Here is an 18,517-nt window from a genome sequence, read left to right as displayed (position 1 = left end):
GCTCGGGTGCCCGGACCGCGACTATTTCATGCACTCAGCGGGGGGCGGGTCAGTCGACGGTGACCGCGTCGAGGACCGGGAGGCGGGCGGCGCGGATCGCGGGCCACACGCTCGCGACGAGGCCGATCACGACGGCGACGCCGAGGATCGCGAGCACCTGACCCCAGGGGACGGCGAGCGTGCTCAGGCCCTCGTCGGCGAGCACGCCGGGCAGCGCGGCGCCGATCCCGATGCCCGTCGCGACGCCCAGCACCGTGCCGTACACGGCCGTGAGCACCGACTCGATCGCGATGACGCCCGCGAGCTGGAGCCGCCCGAGGCCGACCGCACGCAGCAGCCCGATCTCGCGCGTGCGCTCGATGATCGACAGGGCGAGCGTGTTGACGATGCCGAGCAGCGCGATGACGATCGACAGCGCGAGCAGCGCGTAGAGGATGACGAGCACCTGGTTCACCTGGTCGGCGAACGCGGACGCCGTGTCCTCGCGGTCGAGCACGGTGACCACGAGGAAGGGCTCGACGACGGTCGTCAGCGCCGCGCGCAGCTCCTCGACCTCCGCCGGCGTCGCCCCCTCCGCCGCCGACACGTAGACGATCCGGACGCTCGCCTGCGCGGCGGGCACGACCGCGTCGAACTCGTCGTCGCGCACGAGGATGCCGGTCCCGACGAGCTGGCTGTCGATGACGGCTCCCACGCGCGCCTCGACCGCGGCGGCGCCCTCGCCGAGTCGCAGCGTGTCGCCCACCTCCCACCCACGGTCGCGCGCGGTGCGCCGGTGCACGACGACGTCCCCCGCCTCGAGCGTCGTCGTCGGGTCTCCCGCGAGCGCCACGGGGTCGAGCGCGGTGTCGAAGAAGCCCGCGGGCACTCCGGCCACGTCCGTCCCCCGCGCCGCGCCGTCGTCCGCCGCGCCGTCGCCCGAACCGGCGGCCCCGGCGTCCTCGACCGTCGCCACGGACGCGAGGCCCAGCCGCACGGTGTCCACCACCGTGGCGCCCGGGGTCGCGGTCACCGCCTCGACGGCGCCCTCCGGGACGACGAGCGTCGCGGAGTCCACCACGAGGTCGGCGCGCACCTCGTTCTCGACGATGCTGCGCACGGACGCCTGCGTCGAGGCGGCGATGACCCCGGTGACGGACACGAGCGCCATGCCGATGAGCAGGGCGCCCGCGGTGCTCGCCGTGCGGCGCGGGTTGCGCGTCACGTTGCCGCGCGCGAGGCGACCGAGCGGTCGCAGCGCCACGACGAGCGGCCAGGCGAGCACGGTGAGCACGCCGCGCGCGACGGCCGGGGACCCGACGAGCACGCCGACGAGCACGAGCCCCGCGCCGACGCCGAGCAGCACGCGCGGGCTCAGGTCGTCGACCCACGCCCAGCCGGTCGGGGCGTCGGCGACCGACGACCCGAGGAACGACGCGAGCCACAGGACTCCTGCTCCCGCCGCGACGAGCACGATCCCGCCCACCGCACGGACGCCGGTCCCGCGGTCGGGGGCGACGTCGTCGCGCATCGCCTGGACCGGCGGGATCGCCGCGGCACGCCGTGCGGGCAGGACCGCCGCGAGCACGCTGACCACCGCCCCGAGCCCGACCGCCGCGACGACCTGTGGCGTGCCGAGGGGCACGCGGCCGGAGAACTCCATGCCGGCGAGCGCGAGCCCCCACCGGATGACGCGCACGAGCCCTGCCCCGGCGAGGACTCCGAGGCCGCCGCCCACGAGCCCCACGACCAGCGCCTGCACCAGGACCGACGCGAAGACCTGGCCGGGCGACGCGCCGAGCGCGCGCAGCAGCGCGAGCTCGCGCAGCCGCTCCCGGACCGACATGGCGAACGTGTTGGCGATGATGAACGCGCCGACGAAGAGCGCGATCGCGGCGAAGACGAGCAGGAACGTCTCGACGAACCCGAGCACCTCCTCGACGGCCTCGCTCGCCTCGGCACGCGCCTGCTCGCCCGTCACGGCCTCGGTGCCCTCGGGCAGCACGGCCCCGACACGCTCCGCGAGCGCGTCCTCGTCGACGTCGCCCGACGACTGCGACGACCAGACCGAGAGCTGCGGCACCATGCCGTCCGGCGCGTACACGTCGCGCGCGGTCTCGCCGTCGATCCCGACGAGCACCGCGCCGGCCGCGGCGGCCTCGATCCCGAAGACGCCGGACACGATCACCGGCGTCGGCTCGCCGCCCAGCACGACCGTCGTCTCGTCGCCGGTCGTCAGCCCGGCCGTCTCCGCCGCGCTCTGCTCGAGCACGATCTCGCCCGCGGCCGGCCAGGCGCCGTCGAGCAGCGTGAGGCTGGGGTCCTCGGGGTCGACCGAGAACGCGGTGCTGGGCGGGCCGGTCGTCACGACGGCGGTCCCGTCGGCCGCGACGAGCACGACGGGCCCGGACACGTCCGGGACGGCGCGCGCGACGCCGTCGACGGCCTCGACGTCGGCCGCGAGGTCGGCGGGGACGAGCGTGCGGTCGCCCGCGAACCCGTTCCCGCCCCCGCCGCCTCCGCCCCCCGGACCGGCCGCGTCGCCGGTGACCTCCTGCGACCCGCGCACGTAGACGTCGGCGGTGAGCGTCGTCGCGATGATGTCGTCGAACGTGGAGGAGAGCATGCCGCGGAACGCGAACGTCCCGACGACGAACGCGACGCCGAGCGTCACGGCGAGCACCGAGAGCACGAACCGCACGACGTGCGCGCGCACGCCCCGCAGCGCGACGCGGATCATGCGGGGTCGACCGGCGCGGCGTGCCGCCCGACCGGCGCCGCGGGCTCGGCGGGGGTCACGGGCCCGGCGGCGGCGAGCCCCGCCGGCGGACTGCCGTCGTCCGCCGCGAGCGCGAGCGCGTCGAGGATGTCCTGCTGAGACGGGTCGTGCAGCTCGCCCGCGAGGCGGCCGTCGGCGAGGAACACCACGCGGTGCGCGTACGACGCCGCGCGCGGGTCGTGCGTGACCATGACGACGGTCTGGTCGAGCTCGTCCACGGACCGGCGCAGGAACGCGAGCACCTCGCCGGCCGAGCGCGAGTCGAGGTTCCCGGTCGGCTCGTCGGCGAACACGATCGACGGCCGCGAGACGAGCGCCCGGGCGCACGCGACGCGCTGCTGCTGCCCGCCGGAGAGCTCGGACGGGCGGTGGTGCAGGCGGTCGCGCAGGCCGACCGAGTCGACGACCTCGTCGAACCACTCCCGGTCCACGTGCGTGCGCGCGATGTCGAGCGGCAGCGTGATGTTCTCCGCCGCGGTGAGGGTCGGCACGAGGTTGTAGGCCTGGAAGACGAACCCGACGCGCGTGCGCCGCAGGCCCGTGAGCCGGCGCTGCGAGAGGCGGCTGATCTCCTGGCCGTCGATCACGACGCTGCCGGACGTCGGGGAGTCGAGCCCCGCCAGGCAGTGCATGAGCGTCGACTTCCCGGATCCGGACGGACCCATGATCGCGGTGAGCCGCCCGCGCGCGAAGTCGACGTCGACGCCGTCGAGCGCGCGCACCGCCGTCGTGCCGGACCCGTAGACCTTGACGAGCTCGCGGGCGCTCGCGCGCGCCTCGGGCGCGTCCGGGGTGTCGGTCGGCGCGTCGGTCCGGGGTGCGGGGGGCGTCATGGTCCCCATCGTGGCGCGGCCCGCCGCACGCCGCACCACCCGCGCGGGGGAGATGTGGTGTCGTGGGGCGCCACGCGGCGCGACGATCCGTGGGCGCAGCCCCGTGGGAGCGATCCCACCGGGATAGCGTGGCCCCATGAGCACCGTCGCCCCGCCGCCCGCCGAGCAGTCCGCCCGGTCCGCCGTCCACCCCGTCCCCGACCTGTCCGCCGACGTCACCGGCACGGTCCCCGACCCGCGCACCGCGCCCCCGATCCGGTGGGGGATCCTCGGCGCGGGCGGCATCGCGTCGTCGTTCGCGGAGGCCGTGCGCCTGCACACGCAGGGACGCGTCGCGTCCGTCGGGTCCCGCGACCGCGTCCGCGCCGAGCGCTTCGCGACCGCGCACGGCGTCCCGACGACGCACCACGGCTACCAGGAGCTCGTCGAGGACCCGCAGGTCGACGTCGTCTACGTCGCGACGCCGCACTCGCACCACCACGAGCACGCGCTGCTCGCGATCCGCGCGGGCAAGCACGTGCTCGTCGAGAAGGCGTTCACGCGCAACGAGGCGGAGGCGGTCGAGGTGCTCGACGCCGCGCGCGAGGCCGGCGTGTTCGTCATGGAGGCCATGTGGACGCGGTTCCTGCCGCACGTCGCCGCGCTGCGCGGGGTGATCGCGCGCGGGGAGATCGGCGACGTCGTCAACCTCAGCGCCGACCACGGCCAGTGGTTCGCGTTCGACCCGGCGCACCGGCTCTACGCGCCCGAGCTCGCGGGCGGCGCGCTGCTCGACCTCGGCGTGTACCCGGTGTCGTTCGCGCACGACCTGCTGGGCGCGCCGTCGTCGGTCACCGCGGTGGGCTCGCTCACCGAGACGGGCGTGGACGGGCAGGCGAGCATCGTGCTCGGCTACGGCGACACGCAGGCGACGCTCTCGACGACGCTGTGGTCGCGCACCGCGACGGCCGCGGTGGTCTCGGGCACGGCGGGGCGCATCGAGGTCGAGGGGAGCTTCTACGCGCCGACGTCGTTCCGGGTGATCCGGCACGACGGCGCGTCCTGGTACTACGACGGTTTCACGGGCGAGGGCAAGCAGTACCAGGCGGCCGAGGTCGCGCGCCGCGTCGCCGCGGGCGAGACGCAGAGCCCGCGCATGTCGTGGGACTCGACGCTCGAGGTCATGCGGACGCTCGACGAGGTCCGTCGCCAGATCGGGGTCGTGTACCCCGGGGAGTGAGCCCGGGGCCCCGGGCTCGACCCGAGCGGCCCGGACCGACCCTCGGAGGGCCGATCCGGACGCGCTCGGGTCGCTCCCGCGGGAGGGTCAGTCGGTGTGCTCGACGACGTAGCTGCGGCCGTCCGGGCCCGTCACGCGCTCGAAGCGGGTCTTGAGCTCCTGGTCGCGCTCGCGCTCGGCGTCGGACACCCCGCGCCCGTCCGCGTCCTGCCGGCCCACCTGCGCGGGGCCGAAGATCGGGAGGAAGCCCTCGGTGATGCGCATGCCGAGCGTGCGCCTGTCCTTCTTCCGCGCCACGGCGTCCTCCGCTGCAAGGTCTCGTCGATGATTGGTGCACCAATCATTGGTGCACCAAGAATAGCGCGATCCTCGGTACCATGGCGCCGTGGCGGGTGACGAGGTCGACGGGACGGTCGCGCGAGGAGCGGGGACGCTGTTCGCCGACCCCCTCGCGCTCGAGGCGCAGGTCTGCTTCGCGCTCTCGGCGGGGGCACGGGGCATGGTCGCGCTGTACCGCCCGCTGCTCGAGCCGCTCGGCATCACGCACCCGCAGTACCTCGTGCTCCTCGCGCTCTGGCAGGACGACGCCGCGGGGGCGACGTCGACCGTCGGCGACCTCGCCGTGCGCCTGCACCTCGACGCCGGCACGCTCTCGCCCCTGCTCAAGCGGCTGGAGGCGCTCGGGTACGTGCGCCGGTCGCGCTCGCCCGACGACGGCCGCCAGGTCCGCGTGACCCTCACCCCCGAGGGGCGCGCGCGCCGCCGCGACGCCGAGCGCATCCCGCCGTCGATCGTCGCGGCCACGGGACTCACCCTCGACGAGCTCGCCGAGGTCCACGCCGCAGCGTCCAAGGTCGTCGCGGCCGCGCTGCGCGCGGGCGTCTACTGACGAGAGTCAGGCGTCGGTGACGCGGACGCCGTCGGGCCCGACGACGAAGCGGACCGCCGCGAGCCCGCTCGCCAGTGCGTCGGGCGCGGGGGACGCCTCCGCGAGCTCGGCGGCCGAGTGGGTGCCGGTCACGGCGAGCGTCGCGCAGCCCGCCGCGCGCGCCGCGGCGATCCCTGCAGGGGCGTCCTCGACGACGAGGCACCGCGCCGGGTCCACGCCGAGGCGCTCCGCGCCGAGCAGGAACGGGTCCGGGTCGGGCTTGCCGCGCGCCACGTCGTCGGCCGTCACCACGACCGACGGCGCGTCGAGGCCCGACGCCGTCATGCGCGCCGCAGCGAGCGGGCGCGTGCAGGACGTGACGATCGCCTGCCGCGCGGGCGGGAGGACGGCCAGGGCGTCCCGAGTCCCGGGCAGGATCGTCACGCCCTCGTTGTCCTCGAGCTCGAGCGCGTGGATGCGCTCGTAGGCCGACTCGACCCGGTCCTCCGGCAGGAGCTCGGCGATGAGCGTGCGCGCCGGGGTGCCGTGCTGGATCTGGAACTCCTCCGGGTCGGGCAGGCCGTGCTCCGCGGCCCAGCGCCGCCAGTTCCGGTCGACCGCCGGGACCGAGTCGATGAGCGTGCCGTCCATGTCGAACAGCACGGCGTCGAACGTGCGTCCGGCGAACGCGACGCCGGGGGTGGGCAGGGGGCGGGGCGCGGCAGCGGGGTCGGGCATGCCCCGAGGCTAGCCCGCGGCCGCACCGGTGTCCGACGCCGCGGCTAGGGTGGACGCCGTGAGCGCACCCGGGTACTTCATCTCCTTCGAGGGCGGCGACGGCGTCGGCAAGTCCACCCAGTCGCGCCTGCTCGGGCAGTGGCTCGGCGAGCTCACGGGGCGCGAGGTCGTGCTGACGCGCGAGCCCGGCGGCACCGAGCTCGGCAAGGAGCTGCGCGCGGCGGTGCTCCACGGGCAGGACATGGACCCGCGCACCGAGGCGCTCATCTACGCGGCGGACCGCGCGCACCACGTCGCGAGCCTGGTGCGCCCCGCGCTCGAGCGCGGCGCCATCGTCGTCACGGACCGCTACCTCGACTCGTCGGTCGCGTACCAGGCGGGCGGACGCGAGCTCGGCGCGGACGAGGTCGAGCTCATCTCGCGCTGGGCCGTGCAGGACCTCATGCCGGACGTCACGATCCTGCTCGACCTCGACCCGGCCGCGGCCTCCGCGCGGATCCGGCGGCAGCACGACCGCCTGGAGCGCGCCGGGGCGGAGTTCCACCGCCGCACGCGGGAGGCGTTCCTCGCGCGCGCGGCGGCGGACCCGGAACGCTGGGTCGTGCTCGACGCCACGGCCTCGATCGACGACCTCCAGGCGCAGATCCGGGTCGACGTCGCCGCGCGGCTCGAGCTCACGCCGGTCGTCGAGGAGGCGGAGGACACGATCGCGGCCGAGCCCGACGACGGCTTCGACGACACCGACAGCGCGATCGGGTACACCCCGGGCCTCGGCCTCGGCCTCGGGCCGGGTGCCGCCGGGCCGACGACGGGGAGCGGTGCCGCGTGACCGTCTGGGACGACGTCGTCGGCCAGGAGCAGGCCGTCGAGGTGCTCCGCGCCGCCGCGACCGACCCCGCCGCGATGACGCACGCGTGGCTGCTCACCGGCCCGCCCGGCTCCGGCCGCTCGAACGCCGCGCGCGCGTTCGCCGCCGCGCTCCAGTGCGAGCAGGGCGGGTGCGGGCACTGCCAGGCGTGCCGCACCACGCTCGCCGGGACCCATCCCGACGTGACGCTCGTCGCGACGGAGCTCGTGACGATCAAGATCGACGAGGTGCGCGACCTCGTGATGGTCGCGAGCCGCACGCCGTCGCAAGGGCGGCGTCGCGTGATCGTCGTCGAGGACGCCGACCGCATGGCGGAGCGCACCACGAACGTGCTGCTCAAGGCGATCGAGGAGCCCGCGCCCCACACGGTGTGGATCCTCTGCGCGCCGAGCCCGCAGGACGTGCTCGTCACCATCCGGTCCCGCTGCCGCGGCGTCGTGCTCCGCGTGCCCCCCGTCGAGGCCGTGGCCGGGCTGCTGGTCCAGCGCGACGGCGTCGACGAGCAGGTCGCGCTCGTCGCCGCCCGCGCGGCGCAGAGCCACATCGGGCTCGCGCGCCGGCTCGCCCGCGACGCGGGGGCCCGGGAGCGGCGGACGTCGGTGCTCTCGCTCGCGCGCCGCGTCCGCGGGGTGGGCGACGCCGTCCTCGCCGCCGGGGAGCTGGTGGACCTCGCGCAGGCCGAGGCGAAGGCCGCGACGGAGGAGCGCGACGCGGCCGAGAAGGCCGAGCTGCTGCGCGCGCTCGGCGTCGCCGACGGCGAGACCCTCCCGCCCCGCCTGCGGTCCCAGCTCCGCGACCTCGAGGCCGACCAGAAGCGACGCGCGACCCGGCACCAGCGCGACGTGCTCGACCGCGCGATGGTCGACCTGCTGTCCCTCTACCGCGACGTGCTCGTCGTGCAGCTCGGGGCCGAGGTCGAGCTCGTCAACGTCGAGCTCGCGGACGCGGTGCGCACGCTCGCCGAGGACTCCACGCCGGAGCAGACCGTGCGGCGGATGGACGCGATCGGTGTCGCGCGCGAGCGGCTCGAGGGCAACGTCGCGCCGCTGCTCGCGGTCGAGGCGATGGTCGTCGCGCTGCGTCCTCAGGGCTGACGCGCTCACGGCCGCCCTGCCCGCAGACGGTCGACGACACGGCACCGACCGTGAACGCCAGCAGGAACGCGAGCATCAGCGCAGAGGAGGATCGCGCGGAGGTTGCCGGCGCGGCCGGAGGGGTCGGGTCCGACGGCGGGCGTTCACGCCCCGGCCCGGTCGCTCGCGGCGGCCCGTGACGCGGCGATGCGCTCGCCGTTCTCCTCCGACCAGGCGCGGATCGCGTCGATGGGGCCGAGGAGCGACCGGCCGAGGTCGGTGAGCGCGTACTCCACGCGCGGCGGCACCTCGGCGTAGACGGTGCGCTGGACCAGGCCGTCACGCTCGAGCGAGCGCAGCGTCTGGGTCAGGACCTTGGGAGTGACGACGCCGACGAGGTCGCGCAGCTCGCCGAAGCGCAGGACGCGCCGGCGCAGGGCCATGAAGACGAGGAGCGTCCACTTGTCGCCGATGCGCTCGACGACGAGCCGGCTCGGGCAGTCGGCGGCGAACACGTCGGGTGCGCCGTCGGCCCTGCTGTCGGGTCCGCTCCGCGAGACGTGTGCGGTGGCGTCGCCGCCCGGTCGGCTCGCCATGGTATCCACCGGGGAAGTATGGCACGGTGAAGTCACCAGTACCTGAGAGATACCGTGCGTCCGGACCGGTCGCCGACCGGCCACGACACGGGAGGTACGACATGCGGGTGCTGCTCACCGGGGGAACCGGGTTGGTCGGGTCGGCCGTGCTGCGCGAGCTGCACGGCCGCGGGCACGAGGTGACCGCGCTCGTGCGGTCCGAGGCGTCCGCCGCGTCCGTCGCCGCGGCCGGGGCCACCCCCGCCCAGGTGGACGCGTACGACGCCGACGCGCTCGTCGCCGTCCTCGACCGGGCCGAGGGCGCGATCCACGCCGCCGCGCCCGGCGACGGGACGAGCGAGGCCCTCGACCGCGCGGTCGTCGAGGCGGTCACGCGCGCGTTCGGAGGGACGACCAGGCCGTTCGTGCACACGAGCGGGGTGTGGAAGTGGGGCCGCGGGGCGGCGACGGAGAGCTCGCCGACCGACCCGCCCGCGATCGTCGCGTGGCGCGTCGCCGTGGAGGAGCTGCTGCTCGCCCAGGACGTCGTCGCGTCCGTCGTCGCGCCCGGCGTCGTCTACGGGGACGGGCGCGGCATCCCCGCGCTCGTCTCGGGGGCGCCGCGCGTGGACGGACCGGACGGACCAGGCCTCGCGCTCGTGGGCGACGGCGCGCAGCACTGGTCGGTCGTGCACGTCGACGACCTCGCGGTGCTCTACGCGCTCGCGCTGGAGCAGGGGGCCCGCGGCCACCTGCTCGGCACGACGGCGGAGCACCCCACGGTCCGGGCGCTCACCGAGGCGGCGAGCCGGGCCGCGGGGCTGGACGGCGTCGTCGTGCCGCAGTCGGTGGAGGCGACCCGCGAGCGGTTCGGTGCGCCCTTCGCGGACGCGCTGCTGCTGGACCAGGCGACGCGCGCGGTGCGGGCGGCCGCGCTCGGCTGGACCCCGGTCCGCGGGTCGCTGGTCGAGGAGCTGGAGAGCGGCTCCTACGCGCCCGAGGCCGCGGCGCGGTCCTGACGGACGCTCACGTCGCCGGGGCCGCCGCGCGCAGCTTCTCCAGCAGCGGCCCCGCGGCGTCCGCGAGGAACTCCCGCTGCCCGACCTCGCCCACCTGGACGAGCGCGAGGTCGGTGAACCCCGCCTCCCACCATGCGGACGCCGCCTCGACGATCGCGTCGAGGTCCGGACCGCACGGGATCGACCGCGCGACGTCCTCGGGCCGGACGAACTGGCTCGCGGCCTCGAACGCCTCGGTCGTGGGCAGGTCGGCGTTCACGCGCCAGCCGCCCACGGACCAGCGGAACTGCTCGTGCGCGCGGGCCACCGCGACGTCCTCGTCGGGGTCCCAGCAGATCGGCATCTGCCCGACGACGCGCGACGGCGCGAGGTCCGCGCGGCCCCGGACCGCGGACCACCGCTGGACCACGTCGGCGTCGGGCTCGGTGGTCACGAGGTGGTCGGCCAGCGGGGCGAACCGCTCGACCGACTGCGGGCCGGAGACGGCGACGCCGATCTCCACGGTCTCGTCGGGGAGGTCCCAGAGCCGGGCGGAGTCGACGCGGTAGTGCACGCCCTCGAACGTGAGGCGCTCGCCGGCGAGCAGGGACCGGATGATCTCCACGGCCTCCTCGAGCATGTCGTGCCGCTCGCCGACCGCGGGCCACCGCTCGCCCGCGACGTGCTCGTTGAGGTTCTCGCCGGCGCCGAGGCCGAGGGTGAAGCGGTCGTCGGAGAGGAGGGCGACCGTCGCGGCCTTCTGCGCGACCACGGCCGGGTGGTAGCGCAGCAGGGGGCAGGTCACGTACGTCATGAGCCCGACGCGCTCCGTCGCCTGGGCGACGGCGCCGAGCACGGACCAGGCGTAGGGGGAGTGGCCCTGGGCGTCGAGCCACGGGAAGTAGTGGTCGCTCATCACCTCGAACTCGAAGCCGACGCGCTCCGCGTCGACCGCGTGCTCGACGAGCGCGCGCGGGCCGGACTGCTCGGTCATGAGGGTGTAGCCGAAGCGGGTCATCCCTCGATCGTGGGACGGGCCGGTCACGCGAGGTCGGTCAGGCGAGCGCCTTCGCCTTGAGCTGTGCGAACTCCTCGGGCGTGATCGCCCCGGAGTCGAGGAGCGACTTGGCGTGCGAGATCTGCTCGGCCGGCGACGTGGTCGCGACCTGGCGGATGTACGCGTCGGTGTCCTGCTTCGCCTGGGCGACCGCCGCCGCCTGCCGCTCTGCCATCCCGCGCCCGCGGGCGATGAGGTAGACGAGCGACGTCAGGATGGGCAGGAAGATGAGGAAGATGATCCACACGGCCTTCCACCAGCCCGAGAGCTCACGGTCGCGGAAGAGGTCCGCGATGATCTGGAAGAGCACGATGAGGTAGGCGATGAAGAAGAAGCTCCAGACGAGGAGCCAGAAGAAGTCCCAGAAGTCCACGGTCGCGCCCTTTCTTGACGGTTCCCCGTACCCGGAGCACGGCCGGCTGCCGCGCACCAACAGGGCGAACCTAGCGACGATGGGGGGTTTGCGCCCGGCGAAAGCCGGGTGAAGCGCACGAAGAGGCCGTACCGCACCTCTCGGTGCGGATCACCCCGGGGCCGGAGCCACCCCTCGACGCCGTGCTCGGACGACGTCGCCGACGATGACGGCGAGCAGGATGCCGTCGGTGACCCAGTTGAGCGCGAGGGGCGTGAGCCACGCGTGCGTCCCGTACAGCGCGCCGACCGCCAGGGCGCCGAGCAGGTGAGGGACCGACCACCGCCCTCCCGTCGCCCGGCGGAAGAGCGCGTTGCCCACCAGGTACGTCGCCGCCGCCCCGCACACGAGCGCGGCCGTCCACGCGTCCGCGTGGCCCGCGCCGTCGTGGCCCAGCGGGTGCAGCAGGACCAGCTCGTCCGCCACGGCGGTGAGCACGATCCCCGCGACGATGACGAACGGCACGTAGGTGTACGCCGTCTGCGCCACCATGCCGCGCTCGTCGCGCGACGTGAAGTACTCGGTCGCGCGCCGCTCCGAGCGGTCGAAGAACAGCAGCCACATGAGCACGGTGCTCGCGAACGCGGAGCAGAACGCCGAGACGGTCGTCGCGTCGAGGGGCAGCTCCGCGAACGCGGCTCCCGTGACGATGATCGACTCGCCGAGGCAGATGATGACGAACAGGCTCACGCGCTCGGCCATGTGCTCGCCGCGCACGACCCACGTGCTCGCGCGCGACGCGCCGAGCCCGGGCAGCCAGAACATCGCACGAGGCCCCGCGACGTCGATCGCCGCGGCGACCGCCCACAGCGCCAGGCGGTGCTCCTCGACCAGGCCGCCCGCGACCCACACGGCCCCGGACACGGCGACCCACGTGGTGATGCGGACGAAGTTCACCGCGTTCTCCGGCCAGACGCGGCCCATCGCGACCGTCGTGAACAGGCTGCGCCCGACCTGCATCGTCGCGAGCATCACGGCGAACAACAGGCCCTTGTCGCCGAACGCCTCGGGGATCGCGCTCGCGAGGACGAGACCCAGCAGCATGAGCACCACGAGCAGGGCACGCACCGGCAGCCGTTCCGGGTCGAGCCAGTTCGTCACCCACATCGTGTCGACCCACACCCACCAGACCGCGACGCCCAGCACGAGCGTGTGCACGAGCGCCTCGCCGCCGGGGTGCGCGATCAGGCCGTGGGAGAGCTGCGTGACGGCGAAGACGAACACGAGGTCGAAGAAGAGCTCGACGTAGCCGACGCGGCTCGAGTCGCCGCCGTCGCCGTGCCGCCGAAGGTCGGTACGCAGGCCCCAGGGCAGCGAGGGCCGCCCGGTGCCGGGCGTCGTGAGCGGAGCGTCCATGCTGGGATGCTCCCACCCCGGGTCACCGTCGGGTCACGATCGTCCGGCGCGTCGCGGTTCGCCGCGCACGACCGCACCTCAGGGACCACGATGGTCGCGCCACCCGTCGTCGACCGAGGAGTCCTCATGGTCCCCGTCCGCCGCCCCGTCTCCCGGTCGGCTCGTGCCGCGTCCGCGCTCTCGCTCGTCCTCGCGGTCGGTCTCCTGGGGGCGTGCGCCTCCGAGACCGACGGCGGCGGGGACGACCCGTCCGCGTCCGAGGAGTCCACCGAGCCCAGCGAGGACGCGTCCGAGGAGCCCTCGGACGACGCGTCCGAGGAGGAGGGCCTGCCCGACGCCGGCACGATGGACGTCGTCGCGGGTGCGCACGGCACGGGCCTTCCGCCCGGCGTCGACGCGCCGACCGAGGGTGGGACCGGCGCCGCGTGGAGCGCGGAGCCGGGGCTGCTGTTCGTCGTGACCTACGGGTCGAGCACGTGCCCCGTGCTCGCGGAGGACGAGGCCGCGGTCCAGGGCAGCGACGTCGTCGTGACGTTCGTCGAGATCGCCCCGGACACGCCGTGCACGATGGACTACGTGCCGGCCACCTCGGTGGTCGCGGTGCCCGACGACGTGGATGCGAGCGGCGAGGTGAGCGTCGTCCTGGGCGACCGCGGGACCGTCGTCGTGCCCCCCGCGGCGGACGGCACGACCGGCGAGTCCGCCTGGGTCGAGGAGTAGCCGGCGCCTGCCGTGAAGAGCGAGTGAAAGGACGGTCCCGCCCCGGCGGGACCGTCCTGCACGCACCCGCGGAGCGGCTACCGTGTGCGGGTGACGACGCCCCTCTCCCGCTCCGCTCGCCGCACCGTGGCTGCCGCCGCGACCCTCGTGCTGGCCCTCGTCCTGGGTGCGTGCTCGGCGCCTCCCAAGCAGCAGACCCCCGTGGACGACGTCGCCACCTCCGCGTCCGGCACGGGCGAGACCGGGCCCGAGGGCTTCGAGGAGTTCTACGGCCAGAGCCTCGCCTGGGAGGACTGCGGCGCGGGCTGGGAGTGCGCGACCGCGCGCGCCCCGCTCTCGTGGCAGGACCCGGCGGCGGGCGAGATCGAGCTCGCGGTGAAGCGGCAGCCCGCGACGGGGGAGCGCATCGGCTCGCTCCTCACCAACCCGGGCGGGCCCGGGGCCTCGGGGATCGACTTCGTGACGAGCCTCGCCCCGACGGTCGGCGAGCGCGTCACCGCGGCCTACGACCTCGTCGGGTTCGACCCGCGCGGCGTCAACCAGTCGTCGCCCGTCGTGTGCCTCGACGACGCGGCGAAGGACGAGTCCCTGGCCCGCGACTTCGACACCGACACGGCGGGCCTCGAGGCCCTCGCGGAGGACCGGCGGGCCTGGGCCGAGGCGTGCGCCGAGAACACGGGTGACCTGCTCGGCCAGGTCGACACGCAGAGCGCCGCGCGCGACATGGACATGCTGCGGGCGGCGCTCGGCGACGAGAAGCTCGCCTACCTCGGGTACTCCTACGGGACGCAGCTCGGCGCCACGTACGCGGGGATGTTCCCGGACAAGGTCGGGCGACTCGTGCTCGACGGTGCGATCGACACGACCCTCGACCCGGACACGATCTCCGAGCAGCAGGCCGTCGGCTTCGAGAACGCCCTGCGCGCCTACGTCGAGGACTGCCAGGCCGGGGGCGCGTGCCCGCTGCGCGGGGACGCCGACGCGGGGATGCGGCAGATCCGCTCGCTCCTCGACGCCGCGAAGTCGAACCCGCTGCCGACCGACTCCGAGCGTCGCGTCACGCAGACGCTCGGCTTCTACGGCGTCGCCGTCACGCTCTACAACGACCAGAGCTGGCCGGTGCTCACGCAGGCGCTCACGGAGGCGTTCGAGGAGGGCACGGGCAACCTGCTGCTCTACCTGGCCGACTTCTACAGCGACCGCAACCCCGACGGGACGTACTCGACCAACTCGTCGGAGGCGTTCCGCGCCGTGAACTGCCTCGACGGTCGCCAGGACGACGACCCCGACGCGATGCAGGCCCAGCTCGAGCGCCTCGAGGAGGCGGCGCCGACGATGGGCTTCTTCTTCGCGTTCGGCGGCCTCACGTGCGACGGCTGGGCGTACCCCGTGGTGGAGCAGGAGTTCGACCTCCACGCCGAGGGCGCCGCGCCGATCGTCGTCATCGGCACGACCAACGACCCCGCCACCCCGTACGTCTGGGCCGAGGGCCTCGCGGACACGCTCGACTCGGCCGTCCTCCTCACCTGGGAGGGCGAGGGGCACACCGCCTACGGCCGCTCCAACGCGTGCGTGGGCGACGCCGTCGACGCCTACCTGGTGGACGGGACGGTGCCCGAGGACGGGCTGCGCTGCTGACCCGGGAGGCGCCCGACGGCGGCCCGCGGGGTCGCTTTGGAATCTGGCCCGGTCGTTGGGTACAGTAGGCGCTCGTTGCCAGCGGTTCGCGGAGCGGACCGGGACGTAGCACGCCGCCTTAGCTCAGTCGGCAGAGCGATTCACTCGTAATGAATAGGTCAAGGGTTCGATTCCCTTAGGCGGCTCCGACGAGGCCCGGAATCTCAACGATTCCGGGCCTCAGTCATGTCCGGGCCAGGATGCCGAGGCGACGATCGGCGTGTTCATCGCACCACGCGCTCCTGCGGGACGACGACCCGGAGCAAGCGGCCGTTGGCGCACCGAGCAGGTGTGGATCGGCGGCTCGGACATCTCGCCCGCGGGAGCGGACTTCGTACCCCCGCACCACGAGCGGGTCCCGGGGGCCATCGCTGACCTGGTCGCCTTCGTCGCCCGCGCCGACGTCGTCCCGTTGGCACACGTAGCGATCGCGCACGCCCAGTTCGAGACCATCCACCCCTTCACCGACGGCAACGGTCGCACCGGGCGCGCACTGGTGCAGGCGATGATGCACAGCTCAGGCTTGACCCGGAACGCCACCCTGCCGCTGTCGGCAGGCCTCCTGGCCGACGTCGACAGCTACTACGCTGCACTGACCCCCTACCGCGCAGGTCACCCCGCGGCGATCGTCCACCAGTTCGTCCAGGCCAGCGCCCGCGCGGTGAAGAACGGGCGTCAGCTGGTGGAGCAGGTGCGCTCGATCCGGGCCAGGCCGGGATCGTCAACGAGACCCGCGTCCATCGCCACGGACTTACCTGGTCGGCGGTGGAGATACTCGCTGCCCTCGACGACTTCGCAGAGCGCGCGGGCAAGCGCCGCACCTCCTACGGGAGCGCCGCACCGCTCAGAGACACCGGCCGGCAGCAGTGAGCGGCGTGGCCCTGGCGCGTACCGGCAGCGGGAGCCCACCGGCTCCCTGCCACGTCGCGTGCCTAGCCCGGACGTCGCCGGGCCTCCGCCGACTGTTCGCCCGCTGGACGGCCTGTCGTCACCGGCCGGACGCGTTACCGGGCTTGGCTCGTGCCGATGCCACCCGAGGAGACGAGGCCCACGATGGTCGAGAGCCCGATGACGCTTCGCGAGACCGCCACGCCGGCCCCGCGCGCCGTCCGTCCCCTGACCGCGCACGCCGCACGCGTCCCGCGCCCTGCCGTCGCGGCGCACGACCCGTCGGACCCGGACTACACCGCGGGGGACGTCGACGAGCTGGTGCGGTGGCAGCGCCGCGCGGCCGAGGGAGCCGCGCCGCGTACGCGCTGAGCGCTCAGCCGACGCGGCGCAGGAGCAGGATCGCGCCACCCGCGGCGGCGGCGACGAGCCCACCGACGCCGACGACGGCGAGCGTCGGGAACGCCTCGTCCGCGGGCGGGGGAGGCGCCATGCGCTCCGCGGCGGACGTGAGAGGCGTGCGCGACGGCTCCGGACGGGGCGTGGTGGGCGTCTCGGTGGGGGTGGGCTCGACGGGGGCCTCGGTCGTCGGCTCCGCCGTCGGCTCCTCGGTGACCTCCGGTTCGGGCGCCTCCGCCGTCTCGACAGGTGCCTCGACGACCGGGGCCGGCGTCTCGACCGCCGGCGCCTCGACGGGAGCCTCCGTCGCGGGAGCGGGGGGCGGCGTCGTGGGTGCGGGCGTGGCGGCCGTGGTGCAGACGGCGGCGTCGCCGTTCCACCCGGCGAACTGCCGGTCGATGCCCGTCACGAGGACCCAGCTGACGCAGTACCCGTCGCCGTACGGCCCGCGCTCCGGGACGTCGAGCTCCAGGACCCCGTCGGCCGCGTCCTCCCGGGAGTACCGGTCGCCGAGGTTGCGCGCGTGCGACCCGTCGGGCGCCGTGACGACGTAGCCGAGCCACCCCGAGGCATCGCGCAGCCGGCTCGCGTCGAACGACACGGTGTCGACGGTGACGGTGAGTCCGCCGCCGCCGTCGCGGTCGTCGGCCACCGCCGGCGACGCGGCGAGCGCCGCCGTGACGACTCCCAGGGTCGTGAGGGCGAGCAGTCGGCCAGCGGCGCGCATCATCACCTCCGGGTCGGCTCGGGCGTGGTCCGCGGCACATCGTACGCAGTCCTGGCTCGCCGTCGGAACGCCGGGGGGTGCGGTCGGAGGGCACTGTCACGAGCCCGGACAAATCGCTCGACGACGACGCGCGCGTCGTCCTAGCGTGGCCCCATGTTCCTCGTGACGATGGTGCGTCGTGGCCGGGCCGGCCTCGCGACGCGAGTGGGGATGGCACCCGCTCACCGCTGAGCACGCCGCGCGCGTGGTCGAGGACGCCGGGGTACGTCCCGGCCAGCTCGTCCTCGACCTCGGGGCGGGGTACGGGGCGCTCACGCGGCACCTCGTGGCCGCGGGCGCGCGGGTCCTCGCCGTCGAGCTGCACCCGCGCCGCGCCCGGGCTCTGCGCGAGCGCTTCGCCGGTGCGGACGTGACGGTCCTGGAGGTCGACCTCGCCGACCTGCGCCTGCCCCGACGTCCGTTCCGCGTCGTCGCGAACCCGCCGTTCGGGCTGACGTCGCCCCTGCTCGCCCGCGTGCTCGCGCGGGGAACCGCGCTGGTGGCGGCGGACGTCGTCGTGCAGCGGCAGGCTGCGCGGCGCATCGCCGCGGGCGAGGGCACGGCGGGGCGCGCGGCGCGAGGCTGGGCGGTCGAGGTCGGGCGGCCCGTGCCGCGCTCGGCGTTCCGGCCGCCGCCGCGCGTCGACGCGGCCGTGCTCCGCGTCCGGCGGGGGCGGCGTTGAGGCGCGCTTACGGGCTCGGTCGGCCGAGCGTCCCGAGCCACGTGACGATCGCCTCGCACACCGCGGCGTCCTGGCCCTTGAGGTCGTGGGCGCCCGGCAGCTCGACGCGCGTGACCGGGCCGGGGATCGCGGCGGTGTGCTCGGTGAGCTCGTCGGGCGTCGCGAACGGGTCGGTGCGCCCCGACACGAGGAGCACGGGCACGCGGAGGTCGGGGAAGTGCTCGGTGCGCAGGCGCTCGGGCTTGCCCGGCGGGTGGAGCGGGTAGCTGACGAGCGCGAGCCCGGCCGCGGGCAGGCCCTCGGCGACGGCCATCGAGCACATGCGCCCACCGTACGAGCGGCCGCCGAGCACGAGGTGGTCCGTCGTCGTGCCGAGCTCGGCGGCGAACGCCTCCGCCTCGGCGCGCACGTGGGCGATCGCGACGGGCGGACGGTCGGGCATCCGCTTGCCCGCGGTCCGGTACGGGAAGTCGACGCGGCGCACGGGGACGGGCGGGTCGAGCGCGGCGAGCGCGTCGTCGATCGCGACGAGCGCGCGGTGGTCGCGGCTCGCGCCGGCGCCAGGCGTGAGCAGGACGCCGGCGACGAGCCGGTCGGGGGTCGGCGTGGTCACCCGCCCAGTCTCGCAGC

20 protein-coding genes and 1 tRNA gene are annotated in these 18,517 nt (G+C 75.1%); 11 read left to right on the top strand and 10 right to left on the bottom strand.

Annotation, left to right across the window (positions count from 1 at the left end):
- Positions 1–49: 49 nt before the first annotated feature.
- Both CCE02nite_RS09705 and CCE02nite_RS09700 read right to left on the bottom strand, forming a co-directional pair.
- Positions 50–2,719 (bottom strand): ABC transporter permease, encoded by a 2,670-nt coding sequence (locus CCE02nite_RS09705; RefSeq protein WP_141389445.1) that lies wholly within the window; start codon positions 2,717–2,719, stop codon positions 50–52.
- Entirely contained in the window at positions 2,716–3,591 is an 876-nt protein-coding gene (locus CCE02nite_RS09700) for an ABC transporter ATP-binding protein (protein WP_141389444.1), read from the bottom strand. Before CCE02nite_RS09700 ends, CCE02nite_RS09705 begins: the two co-directional genes overlap by 4 nt.
- A gap of 136 nt (positions 3,592–3,727) precedes the next feature.
- Here CCE02nite_RS09700 and CCE02nite_RS09695 point away from each other — a divergent pair, with 136 nt between their 5' ends.
- Entirely contained in the window at positions 3,728–4,810 is a 1,083-nt protein-coding gene (locus CCE02nite_RS09695) for a Gfo/Idh/MocA family protein (protein ID WP_141389443.1), read from the top strand.
- 87 nt (positions 4,811–4,897) lie between these two features.
- Here the strand turns inward: CCE02nite_RS09695 and CCE02nite_RS09690 are convergent, their stop codons facing one another.
- A complete protein-coding gene (locus CCE02nite_RS09690) occupies positions 4,898–5,107 on the bottom strand; it encodes a hypothetical protein (RefSeq protein WP_141389442.1) in 210 nt (69 codons plus the stop codon).
- Between the two features lie 88 nt (positions 5,108–5,195).
- Here CCE02nite_RS09690 and CCE02nite_RS09685 point away from each other — a divergent pair, with 88 nt between their 5' ends.
- A complete protein-coding gene (locus tag CCE02nite_RS09685; protein ID WP_255318766.1) occupies positions 5,196–5,699 on the top strand; it encodes a MarR family winged helix-turn-helix transcriptional regulator in 504 nt (167 codons plus the stop codon).
- A gap of 6 nt (positions 5,700–5,705) precedes the next feature.
- Here CCE02nite_RS09685 and CCE02nite_RS09680 read toward each other — a convergent pair whose 3' ends face one another.
- Complete coding sequence (locus CCE02nite_RS09680) at positions 5,706–6,416, bottom strand: HAD-IA family hydrolase (RefSeq protein ID WP_141389441.1); 711 nt, start codon at positions 6,414–6,416, stop codon at positions 5,706–5,708.
- 58 nt (positions 6,417–6,474) lie between these two features.
- On the opposite strand from CCE02nite_RS09680, the gene tmk reads away from it, so the two are divergent.
- Together tmk and CCE02nite_RS09670 are read left to right on the top strand one after the other, a co-directional pair.
- A complete protein-coding gene (gene tmk / locus CCE02nite_RS09675) occupies positions 6,475–7,245 on the top strand; it encodes a dTMP kinase (protein WP_141389440.1) in 771 nt (256 codons plus the stop codon).
- Positions 7,242–8,378, top strand: coding sequence for a DNA polymerase III subunit delta' (locus tag CCE02nite_RS09670; protein ID WP_141389439.1), 1,137 nt, complete (start codon positions 7,242–7,244; stop codon positions 8,376–8,378). Before tmk ends, CCE02nite_RS09670 begins: the two co-directional genes overlap by 4 nt.
- Before the next feature lie 143 nt (positions 8,379–8,521).
- On the opposite strand, the gene CCE02nite_RS09665 is transcribed toward CCE02nite_RS09670, so the two are convergent.
- Positions 8,522–8,953, bottom strand: a complete 432-nt coding sequence (locus CCE02nite_RS09665; RefSeq protein WP_141389438.1) for a winged helix-turn-helix transcriptional regulator — start codon at positions 8,951–8,953, stop codon at positions 8,522–8,524.
- A gap of 101 nt (positions 8,954–9,054) precedes the next feature.
- Here CCE02nite_RS09665 and CCE02nite_RS09660 point away from each other — a divergent pair, with 101 nt between their 5' ends.
- Positions 9,055–9,951 (top strand): NAD-dependent epimerase/dehydratase family protein, encoded by an 897-nt coding sequence (locus CCE02nite_RS09660; RefSeq protein ID WP_141389437.1) that lies wholly within the window; start codon positions 9,055–9,057, stop codon positions 9,949–9,951.
- Positions 9,952–9,958: 7 nt separating this feature from the next.
- Here the strand turns inward: CCE02nite_RS09660 and CCE02nite_RS09655 are convergent, their stop codons facing one another.
- The 3 genes from CCE02nite_RS09655 to CCE02nite_RS09645 all read right to left on the bottom strand — a co-directional run bounded on the left by CCE02nite_RS09655 (position 9,959) and on the right by CCE02nite_RS09645 (position 12,755).
- Positions 9,959–10,948, bottom strand: a complete 990-nt coding sequence (locus tag CCE02nite_RS09655) for a TIGR03557 family F420-dependent LLM class oxidoreductase (RefSeq protein ID WP_141389436.1) — start codon at positions 10,946–10,948, stop codon at positions 9,959–9,961.
- Between the two features lie 37 nt (positions 10,949–10,985).
- Positions 10,986–11,360, bottom strand: coding sequence for an SHOCT domain-containing protein (locus tag CCE02nite_RS09650; RefSeq protein WP_141389435.1), 375 nt, complete (start codon positions 11,358–11,360; stop codon positions 10,986–10,988).
- Positions 11,361–11,510: 150 nt separating this feature from the next.
- Entirely contained in the window at positions 11,511–12,755 is a 1,245-nt protein-coding gene (locus CCE02nite_RS09645) for a low temperature requirement protein A (protein WP_141389434.1), read from the bottom strand.
- Positions 12,756–12,845: 90 nt separating this feature from the next.
- On the opposite strand from CCE02nite_RS09645, the gene CCE02nite_RS09640 reads away from it, so the two are divergent.
- From CCE02nite_RS09640 to CCE02nite_RS09620, 5 genes are all read left to right on the top strand, one after another.
- Positions 12,846–13,475: a hypothetical protein gene (locus tag CCE02nite_RS09640; protein ID WP_170227271.1), complete on the top strand. Its 630-nt coding sequence runs from the start codon at positions 12,846–12,848 to the stop codon at positions 13,473–13,475.
- A 90-nt stretch (positions 13,476–13,565) separates the two neighbouring features.
- The gene (locus CCE02nite_RS09635) at positions 13,566–15,113 is read left to right on the top strand and encodes an alpha/beta hydrolase (protein ID WP_141389432.1); all 1,548 of its coding nucleotides are present in this window, start codon (positions 13,566–13,568) and stop codon (positions 15,111–15,113) included.
- Positions 15,114–15,225: 112 nt separating this feature from the next.
- Positions 15,226–15,298: transfer RNA gene (locus CCE02nite_RS09630), tRNA-Thr, on the top strand.
- A gap of 74 nt (positions 15,299–15,372) precedes the next feature.
- Entirely contained in the window at positions 15,373–16,224 is an 852-nt protein-coding gene (locus CCE02nite_RS21175; protein ID WP_308463691.1) for a Fic family protein, read from the top strand.
- Positions 16,221–16,412: a hypothetical protein gene (locus tag CCE02nite_RS09620; protein ID WP_141389431.1), complete on the top strand. Its 192-nt coding sequence runs from the start codon at positions 16,221–16,223 to the stop codon at positions 16,410–16,412. Before CCE02nite_RS21175 ends, CCE02nite_RS09620 begins: the two co-directional genes overlap by 4 nt.
- A gap of 4 nt (positions 16,413–16,416) precedes the next feature.
- Here CCE02nite_RS09620 and CCE02nite_RS09615 read toward each other — a convergent pair whose 3' ends face one another.
- On the bottom strand, positions 16,417–17,166 hold the full coding sequence (locus tag CCE02nite_RS09615; protein WP_170227270.1) for a hypothetical protein: 750 nt from the start codon (positions 17,164–17,166) through the stop codon (positions 16,417–16,419).
- A 178-nt stretch (positions 17,167–17,344) separates the two neighbouring features.
- On the opposite strand from CCE02nite_RS09615, the gene CCE02nite_RS09610 reads away from it, so the two are divergent.
- A complete protein-coding gene (locus tag CCE02nite_RS09610; protein ID WP_141389429.1) occupies positions 17,345–17,887 on the top strand; it encodes a 23S rRNA (adenine(2058)-N(6))-methyltransferase Erm(C) in 543 nt (180 codons plus the stop codon).
- 7 nt (positions 17,888–17,894) lie between these two features.
- Here CCE02nite_RS09610 and CCE02nite_RS09605 read toward each other — a convergent pair whose 3' ends face one another.
- Positions 17,895–18,500: an alpha/beta hydrolase family protein gene (locus CCE02nite_RS09605; RefSeq protein WP_141389428.1), complete on the bottom strand. Its 606-nt coding sequence runs from the start codon at positions 18,498–18,500 to the stop codon at positions 17,895–17,897.
- Between the last annotated feature and the right edge of the window lie 17 nt (positions 18,501–18,517).

It is taken from the genome of Cellulosimicrobium cellulans, from assembly GCF_006539945.1.
GTDB classification, from domain to species: domain Bacteria; phylum Actinomycetota; class Actinomycetes; order Actinomycetales; family Cellulomonadaceae; genus Cellulosimicrobium; species Cellulosimicrobium cellulans.
This window is presented reverse-complemented; position numbering and strand designations above follow the sequence as displayed.

What these genes read in the sequence shown, in the direction of transcription:
- CCE02nite_RS09705 (WP_141389445.1), bottom strand. Translation starts at nt 2,719, where the DNA reads ATGATCCGCGTCGCGCTGCGGGGCGTGCGCGCGCACGTCGTGCGGTTC.
- CCE02nite_RS09700 (WP_141389444.1), bottom strand. Translation starts at nt 3,591, where the DNA reads ATGACGCCCCCCGCACCCCGGACCGACGCGCCGACCGACACCCCGGAC.
- CCE02nite_RS09695 (WP_141389443.1), top strand. Translation starts at nt 3,728, where the DNA reads ATGAGCACCGTCGCCCCGCCGCCCGCCGAGCAGTCCGCCCGGTCCGCC.
- CCE02nite_RS09680 (WP_141389441.1), bottom strand. Translation starts at nt 6,416, where the DNA reads ATGCCCGACCCCGCTGCCGCGCCCCGCCCCCTGCCCACCCCCGGCGTC.
- CCE02nite_RS09665 (WP_141389438.1), bottom strand. Translation starts at nt 8,953, where the DNA reads ATGGCGAGCCGACCGGGCGGCGACGCCACCGCACACGTCTCGCGGAGC.
- CCE02nite_RS09660 (WP_141389437.1), top strand. Translation starts at nt 9,055, where the DNA reads ATGCGGGTGCTGCTCACCGGGGGAACCGGGTTGGTCGGGTCGGCCGTG.
- CCE02nite_RS09655 (WP_141389436.1), bottom strand. Translation starts at nt 10,948, where the DNA reads ATGACCCGCTTCGGCTACACCCTCATGACCGAGCAGTCCGGCCCGCGC.
- CCE02nite_RS09645 (WP_141389434.1), bottom strand. Translation starts at nt 12,755, where the DNA reads ATGGACGCTCCGCTCACGACGCCCGGCACCGGGCGGCCCTCGCTGCCC.
- CCE02nite_RS09640 (WP_170227271.1), top strand. Translation starts at nt 12,846, where the DNA reads ATGGTCGCGCCACCCGTCGTCGACCGAGGAGTCCTCATGGTCCCCGTC.
- CCE02nite_RS09620 (WP_141389431.1), top strand. Translation starts at nt 16,221, where the DNA reads ATGACGCTTCGCGAGACCGCCACGCCGGCCCCGCGCGCCGTCCGTCCC.
- CCE02nite_RS09615 (WP_170227270.1), bottom strand. Translation starts at nt 17,166, where the DNA reads ATGCGCGCCGCTGGCCGACTGCTCGCCCTCACGACCCTGGGAGTCGTC.